The following is a 21,820-nucleotide window of genomic DNA, read 5'->3' as shown; positions in this document are numbered from 1 at the left end:
AGTCTCAGGAATATTTTTTTAATATGGATGGGACTTCTGCCGCCGTTACATTCTGAAACAGCCTGCCGTCGATCTGTATGTTTGGTCCTTTGGTACAGTAATGCATGCAATATACGGTAGTGAGGAGAAAACGCTTGTCCCGTGTCACCTGCCCGGGGCGGATCTTCAGGATCCGCTGAATCTCCTTCAGCACGTCCTGTCCGCCTTTGTTCTTGCACCGGTCTGAAATACAGACTTTGATCTCATGCCGGAAAGACTGTTCATGCAGATGGGGAAGCCTTTTGATCACAGCGCTGACGTAGCCGGGATTTACACCGGCCAGTTCGGCTGCCGCCTCACGGGCCTCTTTTGGAATGCAGCCTTCTATAGCCTGAAGTTCCGTGAGCACGGCGATGACCAGTTCAGACTGGGTCATCGTTTTCTCTTCTCTGTAATAGTCAAATATATCGTTCCATTCCTTTTTCAACATAAAGCCTCCTTCTATATGATCATATAGTATTTCCGGCAGTGTGGTTTTTCATGAGCCGGCGGCATAATTGTTGATCTTTTCGGCAGATTTATACTTTATTTAAGGTTTTTTAAAAGTTCATTGGTTGTGTTGACCCAGTCTTCTTTAGTGGTGGCTCCCATAACAGTTTTGATCACCTCACCTTTGTCATTCAGGAAAAAGCTGGTAGGGAAGGCGGTTACATTTGGCAGGATGTCAGACTGAAGCTTTTCGCCGGGAATGATATTCGTATAGGTCACACCAGTCTTCTTTACGATCTCCTTTGCCAGATCCAGCTGTTCCTGGCTGACCTTACCCTTGTCGTTTATGACATCGGCTGCTATCCCCACAACTTTGAAATTTTTCCCCGCAGCGGCAAATTCTTTATTCAGTTCTTCCAGATGAGGCATCTCTGCCAGACAGGGATTACAGAAGGTGGCCCAGACATTCACCATCGTGATCCCGTCTTTGGCAAGCAGATCCTTCGGAAGCGCTTTGCCGTTAAGATCGGTTCCGTCCAGTGCAACATTCTGAAATAATTCGTCACTGTCCGCGTAACTCAAATCTGCGCTGGAATCGCTTGCCAGCATTGCTTTAGCGCCATGATCCTTCAAAATTGCAGATGCCTGCTTCACCAGTTCTTTTGCCTCTTTGGCCGTGGCACAAGTGACGGTGTCGCCAAGGAAATAGCCGTCTTTTTTCGTGCCGGTCAGCTTTACTATATCTTCGGGAGTCACGAAAATTTCGTAAAGAGGGGAGTTTTCTTCCGTGAGTCCCCCCACCTTGCCTTTTTCGCTGTAGCCGTACAGTCCGGTGATCTCATATTCCGCTCTGCCCAGAGCAGTATCCACGGTAACCTTATCGCCCACCTTTTTCCCCATACTTTTAGCGAGGGCTTCTGGGATCACACAGCCTCCTGCGGAACCGTCGGCTGGAACCTTGCCTTCTGTCAGTTCATATGTGACAAAAAGACCGTTTTCATCCAGCTCAGGCTCGCCGCTCAGGCGCAGGTCTTTTGTGTCACCCATGGACACATCGTCAATATAACCTGAGATATGGTTCGGGCAGTCCACGCCGGGCAGCTCCATTACTTTCTTCCATGTGTCATAGCTGAGGAGCTTATCTTTTGTGAAGCGGACGCTGCGGTCCATCAGTTCCTGTTCTTCATCGGAGACAGAATCCTCTTTCACTATGTCTTTTACGTCCTTAGCCGGACTTTTGCCGCCGCCGGACGTGGATCTGGATGAGGAAGAGGCAGAAGGGCTGCTGCAGGCAGCAAGGGAAACTGTAAGGCACAGGGCCAGGATGAATGTCATTATTTTTTTCATATTTTTTTTCCTTTCATTTGCTTAACGACTAGTTGTTAATTTTTAAAGTTTTTTTAAACGGATTTTCCGCCGCAGCTTTTGGAACAGGAAGCGCAGGAGTCTGAACAGGCTGCCTCCGGTTTTCTGCCGATTCCAAAGCCTTTGGTAAGAGCCCCGGCGGGACAGGCCCGGACGCAGTCGCCGCAGCGGATGCATTCGATACTGTTTGGTGTTTCCCGGGGATCGATGCCCATTTTGCATGTCTTTTTACAAATGCCGCAGTTTACACATTTATCCTCGTCCAAGTGCAGATGGTAGAGGGAAACGGGGTTAAATACGCCATAGACTGCTCCCAGGGGACAGAGGAACCTGCAGAAAGGCCGGTAGGCAAACATGGAGAATACCAAAATGGACACCATCAGAAAGACCTTCCAGTCAAACAACCGGCCAATGGCAGCCTGCAGATCAGGATTTCCCAATGTCAGAGGAATGCCTCCGAGCAAAGTACCGGATGGACATATCCACTTGCAGAACCAGGGATTTCCCTGGCCGATAATGTTAACTGCGAACATGGGCAGCAGCAGGACAAATACTGCAAGAATGACATATTTGAGATACTTCAGATATTTTTCTCCCGGCAGTTTTTTTAGCTTTGGCACGGGAATCTTATGTAACAGATCCTGAACCAGCCCGAAAGGACAGAGGAAGCCGCAGACTACCCGCCCGGATAAGGCGCCCACAGCCATCAGAAAACCGATGATGTAAAAGGAAAACTGGTAGCTGCGGCTGCTGATGACCGCCTGAAGGGAACCAATGGGACAGGCTCCCAGGGCGCCGGGGCAGGAGTAGCAGTTAAGCCCCGGTACGCAGAGCGCTTTTGTGGGCCCGGTGTAAATTTTCGACTGGATAAATCCATTCACATAGCCGTTTGTCAGTGCGGCAAAGATAATCTGCACCCAGAGTCGGATGCCCTTTTTTTGCTGTTTGTTTATTGTTCTTTTTTTGTTATTCATATGTCGCTCCTAACCTATTCCAATACATTCCACGCAGATCGCCGCCGCTTTTTTCAGCACCGTCAAATGCTCCTCCCGGAGCAGCCCGAGTCCCACAAACGCCAGACCAAGGACCAGGCAGGCGATGCCGATGTACTGCCTTCTTCTTTCTGTCATCGGGCCTCACCTCCTTTCCCCATGTAAACCAGACGGCCGCCTTTATTCAGTCCCCAGATTTCATCCGCGCAGCGTGTGATTTTATGGGAATGAGTTACAATGATCACACATTTGTTCTGCACATGGGCTAAATCAGCCAGGATATTCATTACGTCCCGCTCTGTCTCACGGTCCAGATTCCCGCTGGGTTCATCCGCAAGCAGCAGGTTTGGCTCGTGGGACAGGGCTCGGGCAATGCCTACCCGCTGCTGCTCCCCGCCGGAGAGGCCAAGCACACGTCGCCTGGCGGTCTCCTCATCGATGCCCACATTTTCCAGCAGAGTCAGGGCAAAGGCGCGGTTATTTTTATGACGTACCCCGCTGATGGCCATAGAAAGCTCAATGTTTTCCAATGCGGTCTTGTTTAACAAAAGGTTATAGCTCTGGAATACAACGCCTATTTTCCGGGCGCGGTACTGGTCTCTGTCCAGCTTACGCAGATCTTCCCCCTCGTACAGGATCGTTCCCTCGTTACAGGTATCCAGTCCGGCTAAAAGGGAGAGAAGGGAAGTCTTGCCCGCGCCGGACTTCCCGACGATACAGTAGACCTTTCCCGGTTCAAAATCCGCATTTAATCCCTGAAATACAGGTTTTGTGGTTTTCTCGTAGGTATATCCCACGTTTTTAAGTGATAAAACAGACATGTTTAATTCCTCCCTGTCAATTTCTATGGCGCAGGATGCGCATAGGCTCATACTTCATCGCGCAGGCTGCGCTGACCGCCCCTGCGGCCGCTGTCAGAATGAAAGCGATCGCTGTAAGCTCCGAGATGGCCGTGAGATTCAGTGCCGCACTGATATGAGTGACCGGCCTGTTATCTGTTGCAAGCCCTCCAAAAGATGTGCCGCCCATACCTCCGGCAAGAGTCGGCCCGCTCAAAGCCCGGGACATCTGGTCTGCCAGCAGCATATCTGTGACCGGCTGCGCCAGCAGACTGCCAAGGGCGATGCCGAGGATCAGACAAACGGCCATGGTGAGCGCAGATTCCAGGACGAGCTGTGCCGCGACTTTACTCTTTTTCATGCCCATGGCCCGCAAAACGCCAATCTCATATTTCCGCTCTCTCACTAACAATGAAGAGAGGATAAGCAGGATCGCGGCTCCCAGCGCAAGAACTACCCACAGGAAGATCATGGAGATCACGCACATCTGCTCAATGGGTCTTACAAAAGCGTCGTATGCAACGGTATCCGTGCTCAGGCTGTAGTATTCGGAGAGACCGGAAGCATATGCCTCCTGGGCAAAGGCGTGCAGATCCTGGGGGTTTTTCAGGTAAAAGTCCGTATTAAATGTGGGCTCATAAGTATAGCGCGGGTCAGTCAGCAGTTTATAGCGGGTGAAGATTTCATTGTCGCTGTCCGTCTCACCTTCGCTGTATTTCCTGTGATAGATGCCGCTGACTTTAAGTGTCATCTCTTCCAGAGGACCGCCCTGTTTGTCAGTGTAATAGATACTTTTTGCCGGGAAAGTATCACCGGGTTTCAGGCCGTTTAACTCTGCCAGTGTATCAGAGACAAGGCATTCATTATCCGCTGCAGGGAAAGTTCCTCCTTCTGCAAGCTTTGCCTGTCCGTTCCGGAACGGTTCTGCCTGGCTCACATCTTCATATCCGCTGAGTGTGTACTGGGGGATGCGGGTCTTTGCAGGATCTTCGCCTGCCCGCTGTATCTCCATATCCTGATAGTCGGTCGGCGTGGTGTATTTCAGATTGTCTGCGACAGCTTCCATCTGGGTGCTGTACATGGCTTTTTTCAGATATTTGGAGGCGGCCATTTTTTGGATCAGTTCATCGGTGAGTTCAGGTTTTCTGAATGTTTCATCCTTTTCCCATGCCTCGCTGACTTTTTTCTCATCTACGTTCAGCAGCACTTCGGTGCTCAGCCGTTCCCTGTACTGCTTTGCGATGGCGTCTGCATCGTTGTAGATTACGAGAGCCACGCAGCTCATGGTGATGACCAGCAGAAATATACCTGCCGTCAGCAGATTCCGCCCTGCATTCCGGTACAGATTTTGAAACGCGTTTTTTAAAATATACATAAAGTGTTCTCTCTTTTCTTTCAGGATTTTTCTCAGTATAGCACAGGCAATGTTAATTCTGCGGCAAGACAGGAATGTAAAATTTACTGAAATTATATTTTTGTTTTGTACATGTACCGCCTGTGGTATACTATATAGATAAAAATTTAGAACGGCAGGTGATCAGAGTGCGTTTATTGATAATTGAGGACAATACCGAACTGGCAGATCTGATGAAGGGGAAATTGTCCGGTTTCGGATATGTGTGTGATGTGGCCTATGACGGAGAAAGTGGAGATCTGAAGGCTTCAGATAATGATTACGATGTGATTTTGCTGGATCTGAATCTGCCGGACAGAGATGGCTTTGAACTGCTGGAGAACTGGCGGAGTCAGGGGATTTCGGCGCCTGTGTTCATTGTGACCGCACGGGGCGAACTGGAACAACGGGTAAAAGGCCTGCAGCTTGGCAGTGACGACTATATCACAAAGCCCTTTGAGTTCACAGAGCTGGATGCCCGTATCCAGGCAGTGATCCGGCGGTTCCGGGGGCGGGCGAATCCCGTCATTCTCATCGAAGAATTGTCTTTGGATCCGGCCACCCGGCGGGTTACACTGGATGGACGGGAAGTACCTCTCTCCGCTAAGGAATTTGATATTTTAGAATACCTTGCAAGCTGTTATCCACGCATTGTTTCCAACGAGGAGCTGGCAGAGCATGTATACGACGAGAATTTTGATCCGTTTTCCGGGGTCATACGGGTCCATATGGCCAACATAAAGAAAAAACTTAAAATGGGAGACACGTCAATTCTGCGCAATGAAAAAGGAAAGGGGTATTATCTTTGTCTGGAATAAAAAAGCAAACCTGGTTTATGATCGCCGGATATACCATTCTGCTGAGCCTGAGCATTATCGCATGCTTTTATCTCTTTGTGCGCAATTCAGGCGCGGATATTAGCGGGCTGCCGGAGACACTGTTCTACGCCCCGCAAAGCGGTCAGATCGTCCTGGACAGTTCTATCACTTCAACAGAGCTGCACGATTATTTCCGCTCTGCCTTCTTCCGCTATTTGCCTTTGTTGATCGCAGGCGTTTGTCTGCTGGTCCTTTTGTTTTCCTGTGGGCTGCTGTTTTGCATACGCGTGCTGGAACGCAGGCATAACAGGATCATTGCCAGTGACTTAAGGGAGTTGTCTGAATCAGAGCCTGAGCGCATCCGGGAAATGGATCTGAAGGAGGAATATCAGAACATCCATACGCGGCTTTCTTCATATGAGAAAGACCAGCAGCGTCTGCATTCCTTCATTGCCCATGGGCAGAAAAATCTGATCATGCTCATAAAAGCGCGGCTCAATGAGACCTCCGATCCCCTGCTCATCCGGGATATCGAGAAGCTTGCTCAGTCTGTAGATGATATACTGACCATATCCGCGCACCGGGATGCCAGCCGTGAAATGGTGGACCTGGCGCTGATCGCGGCGGAAGAATGTGATACTTACCGAAGCGTTTATTCCAACCTCAGCTTTTGCTTCGATGAAGATGCTTCCTATGAAATTCTAGGCAAAGAACAGTGGCTGCGCCGGGCGGTTGACAATTTGCTGGATAATGCCGTCAAATACGGTGACGGGAGCTTGATCGAGGTAACTTTGGAGCAGCAGCATAACAGCGTACTGCTCCGCATCCGGGACCATGGTATGGGAATGAGTGAAGAGGAAGCGGAACTGGTATTTGAACACGGATACCAGATCAGGGAGTTGAACAAGAACGGCTATGGAATTGGATTGAGTCTTGTCCGGCATGTCTGCAATTTGTGCGACGGTTTCGTCCGTGTGACCAGCAGAGCGGGGCAGGGCAGTGAGTTTGTTTTGGCATTTCCCTCAGCCTGATCTTTTGCTTTTTATGCTTTCCCGGTTTTTCAGGCAATGGAAAGCCTGCCGTCTTTTAAGCAGTATACTTTGTCGTAACAGTCCAGGAGGGATTCATCCATATGATGTGTAATTGTTATGACAGTGAGTTCTTTCTGTGCAAGCAGGCCGGCTTCTATTTCATGAGCGGTTTCCCTGTCTATGGCAGAAGTCCCTTCGTCGAGGATGATCACAGGCGTGGAACGGATGAGGGCTCTGGCTACAGCGATGCGCTGACGCTGGCCGCCGGAGAGATTCCGGCCGTCTTCCCCTGTTCTTGTGTGAAGCCCGTTGTCAAGGGACGGCAGGAACTGCCATATTCCGCTGGCTTTAACGGCGTGATCCAGCCTGTCCTTTGAGAAGGTACTGCCGAGACAGATGTTTTCGCAGATATCTGTGTCAAAGAGGAATATATTCTGATGGATCACGGCAGCCAGACGGTTCAGTCTGTCCGGGGACAGGTCTTTTACCGACACTCCGTCGTAGCATATATCCCCTTCAAAATCAGTGTAATAACCGGTCAACAGCCTGATCAGCGTCGTCTTCCCGCCGCCGCTCTCTCCGAGCAGGGCACATTTCATACCCGGAGTGACGGTAAAACTGATATCTTTTAGTACCGGCTGTTCCGGCGTGTAGCCAAAGGTTACATTTGAACAGGTGATACCTTTTTTTAATCCGGCAGGAGCGGGAAGGTCTTCTTCCTCTGCCGCTTCTTGGTAAGTGAGGGAGAATTCTTCCAGATGCTCAAGCACCGGCCTGATACCGGTTATTTTAGGTATGTTCTGCATGAGCATCACGACGGGTGTGACAAATGTGCCGCTCAGCTGTATGAGAGCGAGAAGCGTTCCGGCCGTTATCTGTCCTTTCATCAAGAGATAAGAAGACACGAACACGATGACAAGTATACTGACCGCAGACAGTACATCGGAGAAGGATTCGTTGACGGCAAGAAGCGTGTCGGCATGCAGTTTTTTCTCCGCTGTGTCCTGGTTGATGCGGGTGAATTTTTTTAATATGTAAGGGCGCATCGAATAAGCGCGTATCACTTCGTAACCGTTAAGAAAGTCCTTGGCCCTGGCAGTGAAGTCAGCCAGTTTTTCCGAGCAGGCATCCTGTCTTCTCTGCATCTTTTTCCCAAGCAGTGCGGGAACTGTGAACATGAGTACGAGAAAGAGAAATAGTACCGCGGTGACAAGAGGGCTTAAATAGAGCAGTATGCCAAGCGTTGTGAGAAACAGGACACCCATCTGTGCACAGAGAAGAAACGGTATGAGGTGATTTTCTTCCACAAGCTTGACGTCGTTGACAAGCGCTGAGAGATAATCCGCGGTATTACGGGAAGAAAAACAGCCGGGAGTACGGCTCATCACGCCGCTGAAAATATGATCCCTCAACGATCTTGTGATACTTCGGATTATAAGTTTACCGCAGTAAGCTTCCAGAAAGCCCATAGCGCCGAGTACACCGAGATATATAAGCGTTGTGAAGAAGAGGCTGGAAAAGGCGGCCATATCGCTGTTCACTGCGGCATCAATGATCCTCTGAAGAAGAATTGAGATAAAAGCTGAAAGGACAGCCGATATTCCGCCGAGAAACAATGTGCAGGCGAGGAGCAGGCGTCCTTTTTTATCGTATAATTTCATGATGATATCCTCCTATTATAATTCTATATAAATCGAATGTGTTTTATGAATATAAAATATCATAGAATTCGATGTAAGTCAAATTAATTTTATGGAAACAAAAAGAGACTGCGCGCTGTGCAGTCTCTTTAAAGGTATGTCGTTATCGGACGTTTATGGACGGTTAGAAATGCCGGAACACCGGTTTTACATGTATCATGATATGAGCATATGTTCCAGGGCGGATATGAACTGGGAAATATGCTCCCTGTGCAGGCAGTAGTAGACTTTGCCCTCTTTTTTCTCTACAGTAATGAAACCGGAGCCGAGCAGCACGTTCATATGATGGGACACGGTGGACGGAGAAAGTCCGAGGTGTTCCGACAGCTTCAGGTTATACATGTGATCGTCTTTCAGGGCGCAGAGGATATCCAGCTTGCTTTTATCCCCGAGGGCCTTGAGCTGCCGGAGCACAGCATCTTTTGACTGCCGGCAGGATGCCTCGTTTGCGGCAAGCGCTTCAGTAAAAAGACCAAAATAACCGGACTTGTAGAGAACGATCTGAATGAGCGGCATAGCAAGCGTAGGCCGAAGCAGAGGAGCATCCGCGCAAGTCCCGGCGATCTTGAGAAATTCCGGGTCACTGCAGGAAGAGGACTGTTCGATCAGGCGAAGGAGCGGCTTTTCCACGGCTTCCAGTGCCTTATCATATGCTTTTTTATTGGCATTTACAGTCTCAAACAGGCAGGAAAGCCAATAGTCGGCTTTTCTCAGGAGATTCAGTACAAACCATTTCTCCTCGTCTTTTACATCTGCAGTATCCATAAAGTCAAGCAGAGCATTTTCGTCCGGCAGGTTCGGAAGTTCCGCTGTTTCAGGAAGCCGGGTATGTTCGCCGGTATCTGTTATAAAATAAGCCAGAAGGCTGCGCAGCTCCTGAAGCTCCAGGTTTTCAGGATGTTCAAGGCAGGAGCGCTTCTCGACTGCCAGTGCAAGGATGAGAAGAGAGGTGTCATAAGAAACATGTTCAAATAAAGCGGTCTCCTCACGTCCGGTTATTCTATATTTCTGGAATGTGTCCACATATTTTTCAAAGACGTTCAGCTCTTCTTCAAAAAAAGCTCTGCCGTTGACACCATAGTCATCCAGCTGAGAGACTAGTTCCTCCTTCCAGTTCTGCGTGTGGCAGAGCAAAAGAAGAGAAAAGATCTCAAACAGCGGGTCGAGTTCATTCTTTATTGTAATATTCATAAGACTTCACCATCCAATTTTATATAGTCAAAGCGTATCAGGGGCCGTCTGAGAACACGGTCAGGAAACGCGGTAGCTGCCGTCCCCGAGACATGTCACAGCACTCTCATAAAAGGTTCTGGACGCCCGCACCAGGTATTCGGTATCTCTGGCGCCGGCTGTCTCGTATGGAGAGTGCATGGCAAGCTGTGCAAGCCCAATGTCTGCCGTATTCATGGCTGTCTGTGTGTTGGCGATGCTGCCGAGGGTAGATCCGCCGGCCATGTCGGAGCGGTTCAGAAATGACTGGTAAGGAACGTCCGCCTTCTCACATATCATCTTAAATATGGAAGCAGATACGGCGTCCGTCGTATATTTCTGGTTAGCGCTGTATTTTATGACAATGCCTCCGTTCATATAAGGGCGGTTCGTCTCGTCTGTTTTGTCCGGCTGGTTCGGGTGCACGGCGTGGGCGTTGTCGGCCGACACCATAAAGCTGGAGGCAAGCATCGTATGATAACGTTCTTCGCTTTTGCCGGACGCGGTGCAGATGCGCCGCAGCGTATCTCTTAAAAATGTCGAGGCCGCCCCCTGCTTGCTCGTACTGCCCACCTCTTCGTTATCGAGTATACACAGGACCGGGATGCATGAGGAGTCATAAGAAGTGAGAAATCCTTTCAGTGAGGCGAACGCACATTGCAGGTCATCAAGCCTTGCGCTTGATATAAATGCGTCGTCCGCCCCCCAGACAGTGCCCGGCATCCGGTTGTACAGGAACAGATCGCTGCCGAGTATATCGTCCCCGCTGACGCCGGCCGCCTCCGCCATAAGCTGCATAAAGGTACCCTTCGCGGTGAACTCACCGTACAGTGGCAGCATATCCTTCTGCGGGTTATATTTATAACCTTCATTCACCTCACGGTTCATATGGATGGCAAGATTCGGTATGAGAAGCAGGTCCCGGTCCGCGTTGACAAGGCGGGTCGTGACGGCGCTGCCGTTTCGCACGAGGAGACGGCCTGCCGCAGACAGCGGCCGGTCCAGCCAGGAGGCCATGATCATGCCGCCGTATTTTTCCACGTTTAGCCGTACATATTTCCCGTCGGAAACAGTCTCTGGGTGTTCTTTGATCTTAAAGGAAGGAGAGTCTCCGTGGCTGGCCATGATGTGAAAGCCGCCGCACGCTTCTTCCGGTATCCGAAAGGCAATGATCGAGGACAGATTCCTTGTGACAAAATAGCGCCCGCCCTTTTTCAGCTCCCATGTACATTGTTCTTCCAGCCGTTCATACCCTTTTGCCGTGAGCATTTCCGCCGCAGTGCCGACGGTGTGATAGGGACTTGGGCTGCGTTCTATAAAGGTAAATAGTTCTTGTGTTATATCGGTTTCCATTTTGGTTCCTCCTTCATAAATTTTGATTAGGCTTTCTGTTTTCGTTTCCCGTTCTTAGCGAAAACTTTATTCATTTTATCTGGAAGTTATTATTAGCACCTCCGCTAGAAATACCATCAGGTAATACTTTTATTTTTATCATCTGTTTTTATATATTCTGCTGTATTTAAAATCCCAAGTTGATATTCCGCTATTTCTTTTAATGTATTAAACCGTTCCTTTTTATCTTTACCTTCCCGTATCATATGTGCATTATGTGTTTCTAAATTTGATAAAACAGTTAATTCATTTACGGTGGCATAATCCCTGACATTGTTCTTACCAGCCAGTTCAGGATTTGCATCTCGCCACGCCTTTGCTGTAAAACCAAAGAGCGCCACATTCAAAATATCTGCCTCCTCAGCATAAGCCAGCCATTCCAAATTCTCACTGTAAGTATTTTGTGGAATTAAGTAATTTTTTACAGCATCAGTCTGGATCAGATAATTATTCTTAGATAAAAACCTTTTCGCGTTCCATTCAATCTGTTTTTTATCATTTTCTTCCTCTTTTAATCTTTGAAATTCTTTGATTAGATATAGCTTAAATGTGGGGCTTATTGCAGAGGCAAACTCAAATGCAATATCTTTATGGGCATAAGTTCCACCATATTTGCCGCGTTTTACATATAATCCAATTGCTCTGGTCTGCTCTACCCATTCGGATATACTGGGTGTGAATGTAAGTAATCCCGCTTGCTTTTTAAAGTGTTCAGATTCGAACACTTTAAAATTAGGATTATATAATTGTTCCCATACCGAAAGATATTCTAATGTTGCCCGATTTCTTAACCAGTTTCTAATAATGTCTGCCGCTCTTGATTGATCTGATTTAGCCCCTGCAATATTGGTAATACAGATATAATCATCCAATTCTTCTGCCGAAACAGCAATAGATATATTTTGAACTGTAATTATTCTGTTTTTTGCCATTTTACATATCTCCCTTTTCTTTATTATTTTCAAATGTAATTCTCGTATCGCACCATATTTTTTGATACAATTCTTATTCTTTTTTCAGTTTGACAAACCGGAAGTTGTCAAGTTGTTTTTTTTATTCGATTTTTTACTTAAGCATAGCTTTTAAAAACTTATTTCTTGTTTCTTGAGCAATCGCTTTTGCTATTACATCTTTCTCATCATCTTCTACATAAATTGTATCGTGTGTTATTCCTAATGCACATAATTGTTGACGAAGTGATTCGTAAGCGCTATATGGAATATATATTTTTATTATTCGTTTTTGAAGTTCAGTGTAAAAATCCATTGGCCACACTAGAGTTCCAGTTGTTGTAAATTTCCCTGCTTGTCTTGAAATTCTTTTTTCTTTATTAAATCCAGAAAAACACACTGGAGGTATCATATTATGTAAACATTCCTCAAGTATTTTTGCATGTTTGATTGAATCAAAAACTATAGGGTTCTTATCAAAATCCGGTATAGGAACTGTTTTCTTATTGATTTCTAATGGATCTATCACAAAAACTGCACCACCACCACTTCCAAAGCCTTGTGAATCAAAAAAATGTCTAATATCATCTTCCTTCGTTTGTCCTATTGAACAATCTCCAACTGCAAAAAACAGGGCATTGATAGCATTTGTTGTCCAGTCTAAAATCCTTGTAGGAATACCATAGTGCTGTGCTATACACTCCCACTCAATTCTTGTACTAACATCATATTCTAAACAATCCTTAGCTTTTTCACTAAATTCAGTAACCATTCGATCTACTGGCAAAAATGCTACCACATTATTAGAACCACTACATGTATCATCTAAAATAGGTTGATTTAATTTGTATCCTCTTTGATCTTCGATTGCAAATACTTTGCGGAGTGCTGATGGAGTGAGTCGGTATTCGCAATTACTTTGCCCCCTATACCATTTTTCTGTACCGTTACTACCTATCTTTGCTATAAGCTCAATATATTCATTAAGGCTTTGAGCAACATAAGTTTCCATCATTTTACTACACTTCCTTTTCTTCAGATTGTAATGAAATAAGAATTTACCATTTCCTACAAATACCAATTTTATAATTTGCTTTCAACGCCATCTTCTTGAACTATCGTTCAAGAAGCCTCCCTCGCTCTGCTCGGTCAATTCCGATTTGTCGCTCGATCAAAAAATATAAATTTCCTTCCGGTCATTGTTCATGAGCGCCATTTATAAATTTCTTTCATGTTACCATAAGCTTATAAATATTACTATAACATATTATGGATACCCATTTGGCAAAATGGACAGAGGAAATTCCTGAGACTATTAAGAAAAAGAAACTGTTTGAAAAGTTAATTGAGATTTATCCTCGTAATCCACACTATTATAATCATTTGGCGCGTTTATTAGTTGAAGGTTCTTCCAATGACTATAATCCTGCAATTGAATTGCTTAACAAGGCTATAGAAATATTAGAAGAGGATGAAAGAACTCTTTTAAAAACTGGTAGAGTGGCATTAAGTCTCACTGATTCAAAGACTAGTAGGCTATGAAAAAGATGAACGTTCAATGAATCAAATGCTGAAGGATGAAGAAAAAAATAGTAAAAATATGTTGACTTAGAGCCCGCTCCAGGGAGTATGCTTAGTATGCAGCAAGGAAATGAAGGAGGAAATAGATATGATATATAAAGAGTTTCACGATTTAAAACTCTCGGTTCTCGGACTTGGAACGATGCGTCTTCCTCTCAGGGGAGACGGTCCGGATGCGCCGATAGATGAAGAGCGGGCGGCCGAAATGTTTGCGTATGCCATCGACCATGGGATCAATTATTTTGACACGGCCTACGGTTACCATGACGGCGAGTCGGAGAGGGTGACGGGAAAGCTCCTTTCCAGATATCCGCGTGACAGTTACTATCTGGCGACGAAGTTCCCGGGATATGACCTGTCCAATATGGATAAGGTGGAGGAGATATTTGAGGAACAGCTTGAAAAATGCGGTGTGGACTATTTTGACTTTTACCTGTTCCACAATGTATATGAGAAGAATATAGACCCGTATTTGGACGAAAAGTACGGTATAATGGAGTATCTGTCAAAGCAGAAGGAAGCGGGAAGGATCAGGCACCTCGGTTTCTCAGCCCACGGGCGGTACGATACGATGAAACGTTTTCTGGACGCATATGGCGGCAAGATGGAATTCTGTCAGATACAGCTCAATTATCTCGATTGGAAGTTACAGGATGCAAAAGCAAAAGTAGAACTTCTGAATGAGTATCATATTCCGATCTGGGTGATGGAGCCTCTCCGGGGCGGGAAGCTGGCAGAGCTCTCAAAGGAGAACAGCGACATGCTGCGCGGACTTCGCCCGAAGGAAGGGATCCCGGCGTGGGCATTCCGGTTTCTGCAGTCTGTTCCCGGCGTGACGATGATTCTTTCCGGCATGTCCGATATGACGCAGCTCAAAGAAAATATTGCCACCTGTGCCGAGGAGAAACCTCTGAGCGAAGAAGAGATGAAGGCGCTTATGGAAGTGACGGACAGCATGCTTGATATTCTGCCGTGTACGGCCTGCCGCTACTGCGTGGCACACTGTCCGAAGGGGCTTGATATCCCGACCCTTTTGTCACTCTACAATGAGACACGATTCGTGAATGGACTGATCACACATATGGCGGTGGATGCCATCCCGGAAGAGAAACGCCCGTCCGCATGTATCGGATGCAAAAGCTGTGAGGCAGTCTGTCCTCAGCAGCTTGAGATCGCCGGGGCCATGAGTGATTTTGTCAGAAGGCTCGACGCGCCCGCAGGCTTATAACAGATGAAGCGTTCCGAAAGGGTGTAATAAATTGACATTTATACCTGAACTTTAGTATACTCAAAGAAATATCTTGTCGGGCCCGGAGCGCCCGGTAAATATACATAAGGGTGAAAAGACATGGAGAACAGCAAAGGGATGGTCATAGTAGTCATAGACGGACAGGGAGGCCGCGTAGGCAGCCTGTTCATAGAGAGATGGAAAAGACAGGGGAGAGCGCAGGCCGAGATCATCGCGGTGGGAACCAACAGCGCGGCTACCTCTGCCATGCTGAAAGCCGGGGCCGATAAGGCAGCCACAGGAGAGAATCCGGTAGTGGTGAATGCCAGAAAGGCGGATTATATCGTAGGGCCTATCGGTATAATGGCGGCGGATGCGCTTCTCGGGGAAGTCACGGCGGTGATGGCCCGGGCAGTGGCGGGAAGCGGCGCCAGGAAGCTGCTGATCCCGGTAAATTCGTGCGGATTTTATGTGGCAGGCGTCGGGGACCACACGCTCAGTGAGCTCGTGGATGATGCGGTCGGGATGATCGGGTAAAACGGCATAAAAAGAGGGCGCCAAGTGTCCTCTGTGTCCGGCCAGGCCGGACGCCGCATATCTTTTCCGGCTGTATATGCCGGCACGTTCAGTGAAGGCCGATTCAGTGAAGGTCGGTTCAGTGAAGGCCGGTTCAGTAAAAATGAAGGAAAATAATAAGAAATGAAATGCCATGAAGGTGTGAGGCTTCCCAAGGAGGCTTATGTTTTCATGGCATTTTTATGATAAAGGAGATTCAAAAGGAATCTCTGTTCACAAGGAGGATTTGTATTATGCATATGGCAGACGCGCTTATAACACCGGCGGTGGCGGGGACGATGTACGCCTGTTCGGCGGCCGCGGCAGGCGGTTCGCTCAAAAAGGTAAGGATGGAAGATGAACCGGGAAAGATACCGGCGATGGGGGTGATGGGGGCTTTTGTATTTGCCGCCCAGATGATCAACTTTACCATTCCGGGGACGGGTTCCTCCGGACATCTGTGCGGAGGAGTGCTTTTGACCGCCATACTCGGGCCTTATGCGGGATTTCTGACGATGATAGGAGTTCTGCTCATCCAGTGCCTTATGTTTGCGGACGGCGGGCTTCTGGCGCTTGGATGCAACATATGGAACATGGCGTTCTACGGCTGTTTCATAGGAGGCTTCCTCATATGGAAGCAGATGATGAAGAGAGGAGTGAGCCGGGGAAAGATCATGTTCGCTTCTATTGCGGCCTGTGTTCTGACATTGCAGCTCGGCGCATTCTCAGTGACGCTTGAGACATTGGCTTCCGGTGTGACGGAACTGCCATTCGGTGTGTTTGCCGCGGCTATGCAGCCGATACACCTCGCCATCGGGCTTGTGGAGGGCGCCATCACGGCGGCGGTGCTTCTCTTTGTATATGAGGCGAGACCAGAGCTCATCTGGACCGGTGAGGCGGGTCCGGGTCCGATTCGGGAAGGAAAGCTCAGCTATAAAAAGACGATGCTCGTACTCGCTGCGGCTGCAGCTGTGACCGCAGGCGGCATCTCGCTGCTTGCGTCCGCATATCCGGACGGGCTGGAATGGTCGATTGAGAGAATCACAGGATCTGCGGAGATCGCGGCTTCCGGGCAGGCGCACGTTCTGGCGGAAAGGATACAGAGTGCAACGGCCCTGCTTCCGGACTATATGTTCCGCCACAGTGAGTCGGCGGCCGGGACATCGGTGGCAGGCATTGCGGGCGGGGCCGCCGTCATACTCGTCTGCGTGCTTTCCTGCTATGCATTCCGGTTTTTCAGAAAGAAAGAGAAGCATGAGCAGGATCGATGAGGCAATTCGCGGGATACATTATCTGGACGAGTCGGCGGAGCGTGATACATGGCTTTGCCGCATTCACCCCCTTGCAAAGGTCATAGTGACGGTATGGTATATGGTTCTGGTCGTGTCCTTTGGCAAATACAACCTGTCAGGACTGGCCGGCATGTGCCTCTACCCGGTCATTCTTATCATTCTCGGTGATCTGTCTTTTAAGCGGGCTGCCGGACAACTGAAGTACATACTGCTTGTCGTGTGCATGGTCGGTATCGCAAATCCGTTTTTCGACCGCGCCGTGCTGTTCTATATAGGAAGGATACCGGTGACGGGCGGAGTGGTCTCCATGCTGACGCTTGTGCTGAAAGCAATGTTCTGTGTGTCTGCGTCCTACCTTCTGGCCGCGGCCACGTCAATAGAAAAGATCTGCTGCGCCCTGCGTATGCTGCATGTGCCGAAGATACTCGTCACGCTTATCATGCTCATCTACCGTTACGTCATGCTCATGCTGAAAGAGGCGGAGCGGGTCACCCAGGCGTATTCTCTGAGAGCGCCGGGGGAAAAAGGTATCCGTTTCAAAGTCTGGGGGACACTTGCGGGTCAGATGCTTCTGCGGAGCATGGACCGTGCGGAACTCGTGTATGAGAGCATGACGCTGAGAGGATTTACAGGTGAGTACCGGTTAAGCGGCATGGAAGGGAAGCACCGCGGGAGCATACAATATGCACTGTTCTGGTGTGCTGTACTGTCAGTGCTTCGCGTATTTCCATTGTTTGAGACGGCAGGCAGGATGATTGGGATGTGACAGAAAAGAGGGATCGCGTTTGAAAAAAATAGAGATAGAAAACCTTACGTTCCGGTACAAAAGCAGAGATAAAGGGCAGACAGCCCCTGTACTTAAAGAAGCCGCGTTTTTTGCGGAAGACGGAGAGTCTGTCGGCATTATCGGCGCCAACGGGGCAGGGAAGTCAACACTGCTTAAGATACTGGTCGGTCTGCTGCCCGGTTATGAAGGGAGCGTGCAGGTGTGCGGTATGGATGTGGTGAAGGAGAATCTGTCCGCCATCCGCCGGAAGGCCGGTTATGTATTCCAGGATTCGGACAGTCAGCTTTTTATGAACACGGTATATGAGGATGTGGCTTTTGCCCCGCGAAACTACGGTATGAGTGAAGAGAAGGTGAAGGAGCGGACGCTGGAGGCGCTCAGGCAGACCGGCATCGAGGAGCTGAAAGACCGGCATATTTACCGCCTGTCCGGAGGACAGAAGAAACTGGCCGCCATTGCGTCCGTGCTTTCCATGGGGGCGGAGATACTGCTTATGGATGAGCCGTCCGCCGCACTGGACCCCGGGAACAGGAGGAAGCTGATACATATATTAAATGAGCTGCCTGCGGTCAGGCTGATCGCCTCCCACGATCTGGATTTTATCTACGATACGTGCGGGCGGACGGTGCTCCTGTCAGAAGGAGAGATCGTGCGGGCAGGAAAGACGGAAGAGATATTAAAGGATGAAGAGCTGCTCGCCTCCCACGGGCTGGAACTGCCTCTTTCCTTCCGTTTTATGAAAGGAGTCTGAGCGATGGAGACGCATGAGATATTGGAACAGGTGAAGACAGGAGAAATAACGGTTGAGGAAGCGGAAAGGTATTTCCGCCGGAAGCCGTTTGTAGATATGGGGTATGCCAAGCTGGATACCCACAGGGAGATCCGGTCCGGATTTCCGGAAGTAGTGTTCTGCAGCGGTAAGGCAGACGAACATCTGCTGCACATCTTTGAAGTTCTTTTTGAAGAAAACAAAGAGGTGTTCGGCACAAGGGCGTCCGAGGCACAGTATGAACTGGTGCGGGAGCGGATACCGGAGATTACTTACGACCCGGTCTCCCGCATTTTGAAGGTTGAGAAGGAAGGAAAAGAGCGGAAAGGAAAGATCGCGGTCTGCACGGCTGGTACAGCGGACATAGCGGTGGCGGAGGAAGCCGCCCAGGCAGCTGAATTTTTCGGAAGCAGTGTGGAGCGTATCTACGACGTGGGAGTGAGCGGGCTTCACCGTCTGCTCGCAAGACTTGAGACACTTCAGAGCGCAAACTGTGTCGTGGCCGTGGCCGGCATGGAAGGGGCGCTGGCCAGTGTCATAGGCGGGCTGGTGGATAAACCGGTCATCGCGGTGCCGACGTCGGTCGGCTACGGCGCGAACTTTAAAGGACTGTCGGCGCTGCTTACGATGATCAATTCCTGTGCAAACGGGATCGCGACAGTGAACATAGACAATGGCTACGGCGCGGGATATATGGCGGCGCAGATCAACAGACTGGGGGTACGGTAATATGGAGAAACAGACAGGGAACATACTATATCTGGAATGCTGCTCAGGCATCAGCGGCGATATGACGGCTGCCGCGCTGCTTGACCTGGGAGCGGACCGGAAGGTACTGGAGCAGGCGCTTGAGAGTCTTCCGGTAGAGGGCTTCCGGATAAAAATAAGCAGGGTAAAAAAGGCGGGGCTTGACGTATGTGATTTTGACGTTGTTCTCGATGAAGCGCATCAAAATCACGATCATGACATGGAATACCTGCACGGTCATCACGGCCACGTGCACAGACACAGCCACGACGGGGAAGGCGGACATTCACACGCGCACGCGCATGTCCACCGGGGACTTCATGAGATTCTGCACATAATCAGCCATGCCCGGATGACAGACGGCGCAAAAGAAACAGCGGAAAAGATATTCCGGATTCTGGCAGACGCGGAGGCGAAAGCCCACGGCGTGCCTGTGGAGGAAGTGCATTTTCATGAGGTGGGGGCGGTCGATTCGATCGTAGACATCCTATCTGTGGCCGTATGCCTTGACAACCTGCGCGTGAAGGAGTGCATCGTGCCGGTGCTTTATGAAGGCTGCGGAACAATACGCTGTCAGCACGGTATTCTCCCGGTGCCGGTGCCGGCGGTCGCCAATATCGTGGAGACATATCATTTGAATCTCAGCCTGACAGAAAGCCGGGGAGAATTTGTCACACCTACAGGCGCGGCTATAGCAGCCGCGGTGCGTACGTCAGAGAAGCTGCCGGCGTCATTTGCAGTGAGGAAGACGGGAATGGGGGCAGGAAAACGGGAGTATGACCGCCCGGGTATCTTAAGAGCCATGTTAATTGAAGATACGAGTCCATCTTTTGAAAGCGACTGTATATGGAAGCTGGAGACAAACATCGACGACTGTACCGGCGAAGCGCTCGGATACGTGATGGAGCGCCTCATGGAAGAAGGCGCCAGAGATGTAAATTATATGCCTGTCTACATGAAGAAAAACCGTCCTGCCTATCAGCTTAATATCATATGCTCTGAGGAAGATATCCCACGGCTGGAACAGATCGTATTCGAGGAGACGACGACCATCGGAATACGGAGACAGAGGATGGAGCGCACCGTGCTGGAGCGTACGGTAAAGACGGTGCATACAAGCATCGGGGACGCGAAGGTGAAGATGTGCCGGGTCGGTTCCAACGTCAGAGCGTATCCGGAATATGAAAGCGCCGCGGCTCTTGGCAGGGCATGTAAACGACCGTATCAGGAGGTATACGCACTGATCATGAGGGAATGTGATGGAAGCAAACAATGAAAAATATGTCCGGCTTTCGCATATGCTGAAGGAGTGGACGAAAGAAGATGTTGTCGTGGCATTCTCAGGCGGAGCCGACTCTGCCCTTCTTCTGAGAGCGGCGTGTGATGCGGCTTTAGAGAATGGCACAGACGTGTACGCTGTAACGGTGATGACAAAGCTGCATCCGGGAAGCGACCTGGATACGGCCAGGAGAGTGGCCCGGGAGATGGGGGCGCTGCATCGTGTGCTGGAGATCGATGAGCTTGACGAGGCTGGAATTAAAGAGAATCCGGTGGACAGATGCTACCGCTGCAAGAAGAGTATTTTCCGCAAGATAAGAGCGCTTGCGGAAACACTCAATGTGCGCTGTGTGCTGGAAGGAACGAATGAAGATGATCTGCATGAATACCGCCCCGGTCTCAAGGCGCTCAAGGAGCTTCGTATTTTAAGTCCGCTGGCACAATGCCACATAACGAAGCAGGAAGTCAGAGAACTGGCGCGAAGGCGCGGCGTCTCGGTGGCAGAACGTCCGGCGAGCCCCTGCCTGGCGACAAGGCTTCCCTATGGCACACATATCACCTGTGATAAGCTTCAGATGATAGAAAGGGGCGAGGCGTACATCCGGGAAATGGGCTTTTATAATGTACGTCTGCGTCTGCACGGCGATATAGCCAGAATAGAAGTGGATGCAGAAGCTCTGGACGGGCTTTTCAGGCGCAGAGAGGAACTGACAGAACAGCTGAAAGAACTCGGATTTACATATATCACGATAGATCTGGAGGGCTTCCGTTCAGGCAGCATGGATATAAAAATTTCATGATCTTCCGAAAAAGTATTGACTTTGAGTACACTCCAGGTGATACGCTCATATAAAAGCTAAGGAAGGAGCCTGAAAATATGAAGAAAGTATTGTTACTGTCGGCGAGTCCCAGAAAGGGCGGGAATTCGGATATTTTGTGTGATGAGTTTATGAGAGGAGCCGTTGAGGCGGGAAATAAAGCGGAGAAAATATTTCTGAGGGAAAAGAATATCAATTACTGTACCGGCTGCGGTACTTGTTCTTTTCTCGGAAAACCGTGTCCGCAGAAGGATGATATGGCTAAGATCCTGGATAAGCTCATCGAGGCGGATGTGATCGTCATGGCTACGCCGGTTTATTTCTACACGATGGATGCCCAGATGAAAACGCTCATCGACCGGTGCTGTTCCAGATACACGGAGATGAAAGAGAAAGAATTTTATTTTATCGTCACTGCGGCGGTGGACAGCATCGCGCAGATGGAGCGTACGGTCGAAGGACTCCGTGGATTTACGGTCTGTCTTGACAGTCCCCGGGAGAGAGGCGTCATTTATGGCGCCGGAGTATGGCAGGCGGGAGAGGTCAAAGATAAACCGGCAATGCAGGAAGCATATGATGCCGGCCGCAATGTTTAAACAACCAGATCA

General features: G+C 49.2%; 23 protein-coding genes. 12 read left to right on the top strand and 11 right to left on the bottom strand.

The window, feature by feature from the left end; all coding sequences use genetic code 11:
* Nucleotides 1-4: 4 nt before the first annotated feature.
* The 6 genes from LAJLEIBI_RS13885 to LAJLEIBI_RS13865 all read right to left on the bottom strand — a co-directional run bounded on the left by LAJLEIBI_RS13885 (nucleotide 5) and on the right by LAJLEIBI_RS13865 (nucleotide 5,039).
* Nucleotides 5-469 carry an NADH-quinone oxidoreductase subunit NuoE family protein gene (locus tag LAJLEIBI_RS13885; RefSeq protein WP_006442749.1) on the bottom strand — a complete coding sequence of 155 codons (465 nt, stop codon included), beginning with the start codon at nucleotides 467-469 and terminating at the stop codon, nucleotides 5-7.
* 95 nt (nucleotides 470-564) lie between these two features.
* Entirely contained in the window at nucleotides 565-1,815 is a 1,251-nt protein-coding gene (locus LAJLEIBI_RS13880; protein ID WP_040434901.1) for a TlpA disulfide reductase family protein, read from the bottom strand.
* A 53-nt stretch (nucleotides 1,816-1,868) separates the two neighbouring features.
* Nucleotides 1,869-2,807 (bottom strand): 4Fe-4S binding protein, encoded by a 939-nt coding sequence (locus LAJLEIBI_RS13875; protein WP_006442746.1) that lies wholly within the window; start codon nucleotides 2,805-2,807, stop codon nucleotides 1,869-1,871.
* A 9-nt stretch (nucleotides 2,808-2,816) separates the two neighbouring features.
* Complete coding sequence (locus tag LAJLEIBI_RS18120) at nucleotides 2,817-2,963, bottom strand: CD1871A family CXXC motif-containing protein (RefSeq protein ID WP_006442745.1); 147 nt, start codon at nucleotides 2,961-2,963, stop codon at nucleotides 2,817-2,819.
* The gene (locus tag LAJLEIBI_RS13870; protein ID WP_006442744.1) at nucleotides 2,960-3,646 is read right to left on the bottom strand and encodes an ABC transporter ATP-binding protein; all 687 of its coding nucleotides are present in this window, start codon (nucleotides 3,644-3,646) and stop codon (nucleotides 2,960-2,962) included. Before LAJLEIBI_RS13870 ends, LAJLEIBI_RS18120 begins: the two co-directional genes overlap by 4 nt.
* 16 nt (nucleotides 3,647-3,662) lie before the next feature.
* Nucleotides 3,663-5,039: an ABC transporter permease gene (locus LAJLEIBI_RS13865; RefSeq protein WP_006442743.1), complete on the bottom strand. Its 1,377-nt coding sequence runs from the start codon at nucleotides 5,037-5,039 to the stop codon at nucleotides 3,663-3,665.
* Nucleotides 5,040-5,206: 167 nt separating this feature from the next.
* On the opposite strand from LAJLEIBI_RS13865, the gene LAJLEIBI_RS13860 reads away from it, so the two are divergent.
* Nucleotides 5,207-5,875, top strand: a complete 669-nt coding sequence (locus tag LAJLEIBI_RS13860) for a response regulator transcription factor (RefSeq protein ID WP_040434900.1) — start codon at nucleotides 5,207-5,209, stop codon at nucleotides 5,873-5,875.
* Nucleotides 5,863-6,906, top strand: coding sequence for a sensor histidine kinase (locus tag LAJLEIBI_RS13855; RefSeq protein WP_147570465.1), 1,044 nt, complete (start codon nucleotides 5,863-5,865; stop codon nucleotides 6,904-6,906). The genes LAJLEIBI_RS13860 and LAJLEIBI_RS13855 overlap by 13 nt, the downstream gene beginning before the upstream one ends.
* A gap of 29 nt (nucleotides 6,907-6,935) precedes the next feature.
* Here the strand turns inward: LAJLEIBI_RS13855 and LAJLEIBI_RS13850 are convergent, their stop codons facing one another.
* From LAJLEIBI_RS13850 to LAJLEIBI_RS13830, 5 genes are all read right to left on the bottom strand, one after another.
* A complete protein-coding gene (locus LAJLEIBI_RS13850; RefSeq protein ID WP_006442740.1) occupies nucleotides 6,936-8,567 on the bottom strand; it encodes an ABC transporter ATP-binding protein in 1,632 nt (543 codons plus the stop codon).
* Between the two features lie 195 nt (nucleotides 8,568-8,762).
* Nucleotides 8,763-9,797, bottom strand: coding sequence for an ArsR/SmtB family transcription factor (locus tag LAJLEIBI_RS13845; protein WP_006442739.1), 1,035 nt, complete (start codon nucleotides 9,795-9,797; stop codon nucleotides 8,763-8,765).
* Between the two features lie 60 nt (nucleotides 9,798-9,857).
* Complete coding sequence (locus LAJLEIBI_RS13840; protein ID WP_006442738.1) at nucleotides 9,858-11,168, bottom strand: M18 family aminopeptidase; 1,311 nt, start codon at nucleotides 11,166-11,168, stop codon at nucleotides 9,858-9,860.
* Nucleotides 11,169-11,284: 116 nt separating this feature from the next.
* A complete protein-coding gene (locus LAJLEIBI_RS13835; RefSeq protein ID WP_006442737.1) occupies nucleotides 11,285-12,139 on the bottom strand; it encodes a KilA-N domain-containing protein in 855 nt (284 codons plus the stop codon).
* Nucleotides 12,140-12,272: 133 nt separating this feature from the next.
* Nucleotides 12,273-13,172 carry an FRG domain-containing protein gene (locus LAJLEIBI_RS13830; RefSeq protein WP_006442736.1) on the bottom strand — a complete coding sequence of 300 codons (900 nt, stop codon included), beginning with the start codon at nucleotides 13,170-13,172 and terminating at the stop codon, nucleotides 12,273-12,275.
* Between the two features lie 266 nt (nucleotides 13,173-13,438).
* On the opposite strand from LAJLEIBI_RS13830, the gene LAJLEIBI_RS13825 reads away from it, so the two are divergent.
* The 10 genes from LAJLEIBI_RS13825 (at nucleotide 13,439) to LAJLEIBI_RS13780 (ending at nucleotide 21,808) form a co-directional block, all read left to right on the top strand.
* Nucleotides 13,439-13,699, top strand: coding sequence for a tetratricopeptide repeat protein (locus tag LAJLEIBI_RS13825; RefSeq protein WP_149301925.1), 261 nt, complete (start codon nucleotides 13,439-13,441; stop codon nucleotides 13,697-13,699).
* A 127-nt stretch (nucleotides 13,700-13,826) separates the two neighbouring features.
* Entirely contained in the window at nucleotides 13,827-14,966 is a 1,140-nt protein-coding gene (locus tag LAJLEIBI_RS13820) for an aldo/keto reductase (RefSeq protein WP_040434897.1), read from the top strand.
* Nucleotides 14,967-15,104: 138 nt separating this feature from the next.
* Entirely contained in the window at nucleotides 15,105-15,503 is a 399-nt protein-coding gene (locus tag LAJLEIBI_RS13815) for a DUF3842 family protein (RefSeq protein ID WP_040435472.1), read from the top strand.
* Nucleotides 15,504-15,775: 272 nt separating this feature from the next.
* Complete coding sequence (locus tag LAJLEIBI_RS13810) at nucleotides 15,776-16,792, top strand: energy-coupling factor ABC transporter permease (protein WP_040434896.1); 1,017 nt, start codon at nucleotides 15,776-15,778, stop codon at nucleotides 16,790-16,792.
* Nucleotides 16,776-17,579, top strand: a complete 804-nt coding sequence (gene cbiQ / locus LAJLEIBI_RS13805) for a cobalt ECF transporter T component CbiQ (protein ID WP_006442730.1) — start codon at nucleotides 16,776-16,778, stop codon at nucleotides 17,577-17,579. The genes LAJLEIBI_RS13810 and cbiQ overlap by 17 nt, the downstream gene beginning before the upstream one ends.
* Before the next feature lie 19 nt (nucleotides 17,580-17,598).
* Entirely contained in the window at nucleotides 17,599-18,351 is a 753-nt protein-coding gene (locus LAJLEIBI_RS13800; protein WP_040434895.1) for an energy-coupling factor ABC transporter ATP-binding protein, read from the top strand.
* Between the two features lie 3 nt (nucleotides 18,352-18,354).
* Nucleotides 18,355-19,098, top strand: coding sequence for a nickel pincer cofactor biosynthesis protein LarB (larB, locus tag LAJLEIBI_RS13795; RefSeq protein ID WP_006442728.1), 744 nt, complete (start codon nucleotides 18,355-18,357; stop codon nucleotides 19,096-19,098).
* 1 nt (nucleotide 19,099) lies between these two features.
* Nucleotides 19,100-20,392, top strand: coding sequence for a nickel pincer cofactor biosynthesis protein LarC (gene larC / locus LAJLEIBI_RS13790; RefSeq protein WP_006442727.1), 1,293 nt, complete (start codon nucleotides 19,100-19,102; stop codon nucleotides 20,390-20,392).
* Entirely contained in the window at nucleotides 20,376-21,194 is an 819-nt protein-coding gene (gene larE, locus LAJLEIBI_RS13785) for an ATP-dependent sacrificial sulfur transferase LarE (RefSeq protein WP_006442726.1), read from the top strand. The genes larC and larE overlap by 17 nt, the downstream gene beginning before the upstream one ends.
* 77 nt (nucleotides 21,195-21,271) lie before the next feature.
* Complete coding sequence (locus LAJLEIBI_RS13780; RefSeq protein WP_006442725.1) at nucleotides 21,272-21,808, top strand: flavodoxin family protein; 537 nt, start codon at nucleotides 21,272-21,274, stop codon at nucleotides 21,806-21,808.
* Nucleotides 21,809-21,820: the final 12 nt, after the last annotated feature.

Origin of the sequence: [Clostridium] hylemonae DSM 15053, assembly GCF_008281175.1 — a bacterium.
Taxonomy (GTDB): Bacteria; Bacillota; Clostridia; order Lachnospirales; family Lachnospiraceae; genus Extibacter; species Extibacter hylemonae.
This window is presented reverse-complemented; position numbering and strand designations above follow the sequence as displayed.

Excerpts from the sequence above, each read along its gene's own strand:
- larE (WP_006442726.1), top strand. The coding sequence starts at position 20,376 with ATGGAAGCAAACAATGAAAAATATGTCCGGCTTTCGCATATGCTGAAG.
- LAJLEIBI_RS13820 (WP_040434897.1), top strand. The coding sequence starts at position 13,827 with ATGATATATAAAGAGTTTCACGATTTAAAACTCTCGGTTCTCGGACTT.
- LAJLEIBI_RS13885 (WP_006442749.1), bottom strand. The coding sequence starts at position 469 with ATGTTGAAAAAGGAATGGAACGATATATTTGACTATTACAGAGAAGAG.
- LAJLEIBI_RS13865 (WP_006442743.1), bottom strand. The coding sequence starts at position 5,039 with ATGTATATTTTAAAAAACGCGTTTCAAAATCTGTACCGGAATGCAGGG.
- LAJLEIBI_RS13870 (WP_006442744.1), bottom strand. The coding sequence starts at position 3,646 with ATGTCTGTTTTATCACTTAAAAACGTGGGATATACCTACGAGAAAACC.
- LAJLEIBI_RS13835 (WP_006442737.1), bottom strand. The coding sequence starts at position 12,139 with ATGGCAAAAAACAGAATAATTACAGTTCAAAATATATCTATTGCTGTT.
- LAJLEIBI_RS13840 (WP_006442738.1), bottom strand. The coding sequence starts at position 11,168 with ATGGAAACCGATATAACACAAGAACTATTTACCTTTATAGAACGCAGC.
- LAJLEIBI_RS13880 (WP_040434901.1), bottom strand. The coding sequence starts at position 1,815 with ATGAAAAAAATAATGACATTCATCCTGGCCCTGTGCCTTACAGTTTCC.
- larC (WP_006442727.1), top strand. The coding sequence starts at position 19,100 with ATGGAGAAACAGACAGGGAACATACTATATCTGGAATGCTGCTCAGGC.
- LAJLEIBI_RS13780 (WP_006442725.1), top strand. The coding sequence starts at position 21,272 with ATGAAGAAAGTATTGTTACTGTCGGCGAGTCCCAGAAAGGGCGGGAAT.
- cbiQ (WP_006442730.1), top strand. The coding sequence starts at position 16,776 with ATGAGCAGGATCGATGAGGCAATTCGCGGGATACATTATCTGGACGAG.
- LAJLEIBI_RS13845 (WP_006442739.1), bottom strand. The coding sequence starts at position 9,797 with ATGAATATTACAATAAAGAATGAACTCGACCCGCTGTTTGAGATCTTT.
- LAJLEIBI_RS18120 (WP_006442745.1), bottom strand. The coding sequence starts at position 2,963 with ATGACAGAAAGAAGAAGGCAGTACATCGGCATCGCCTGCCTGGTCCTT.
- LAJLEIBI_RS13850 (WP_006442740.1), bottom strand. The coding sequence starts at position 8,567 with ATGAAATTATACGATAAAAAAGGACGCCTGCTCCTCGCCTGCACATTG.
- LAJLEIBI_RS13830 (WP_006442736.1), bottom strand. The coding sequence starts at position 13,172 with ATGATGGAAACTTATGTTGCTCAAAGCCTTAATGAATATATTGAGCTT.
- larB (WP_006442728.1), top strand. The coding sequence starts at position 18,355 with ATGGAGACGCATGAGATATTGGAACAGGTGAAGACAGGAGAAATAACG.
- LAJLEIBI_RS13810 (WP_040434896.1), top strand. The coding sequence starts at position 15,776 with ATGCATATGGCAGACGCGCTTATAACACCGGCGGTGGCGGGGACGATG.
- LAJLEIBI_RS13815 (WP_040435472.1), top strand. The coding sequence starts at position 15,105 with ATGGTCATAGTAGTCATAGACGGACAGGGAGGCCGCGTAGGCAGCCTG.
- LAJLEIBI_RS13875 (WP_006442746.1), bottom strand. The coding sequence starts at position 2,807 with ATGAATAACAAAAAAAGAACAATAAACAAACAGCAAAAAAAGGGCATC.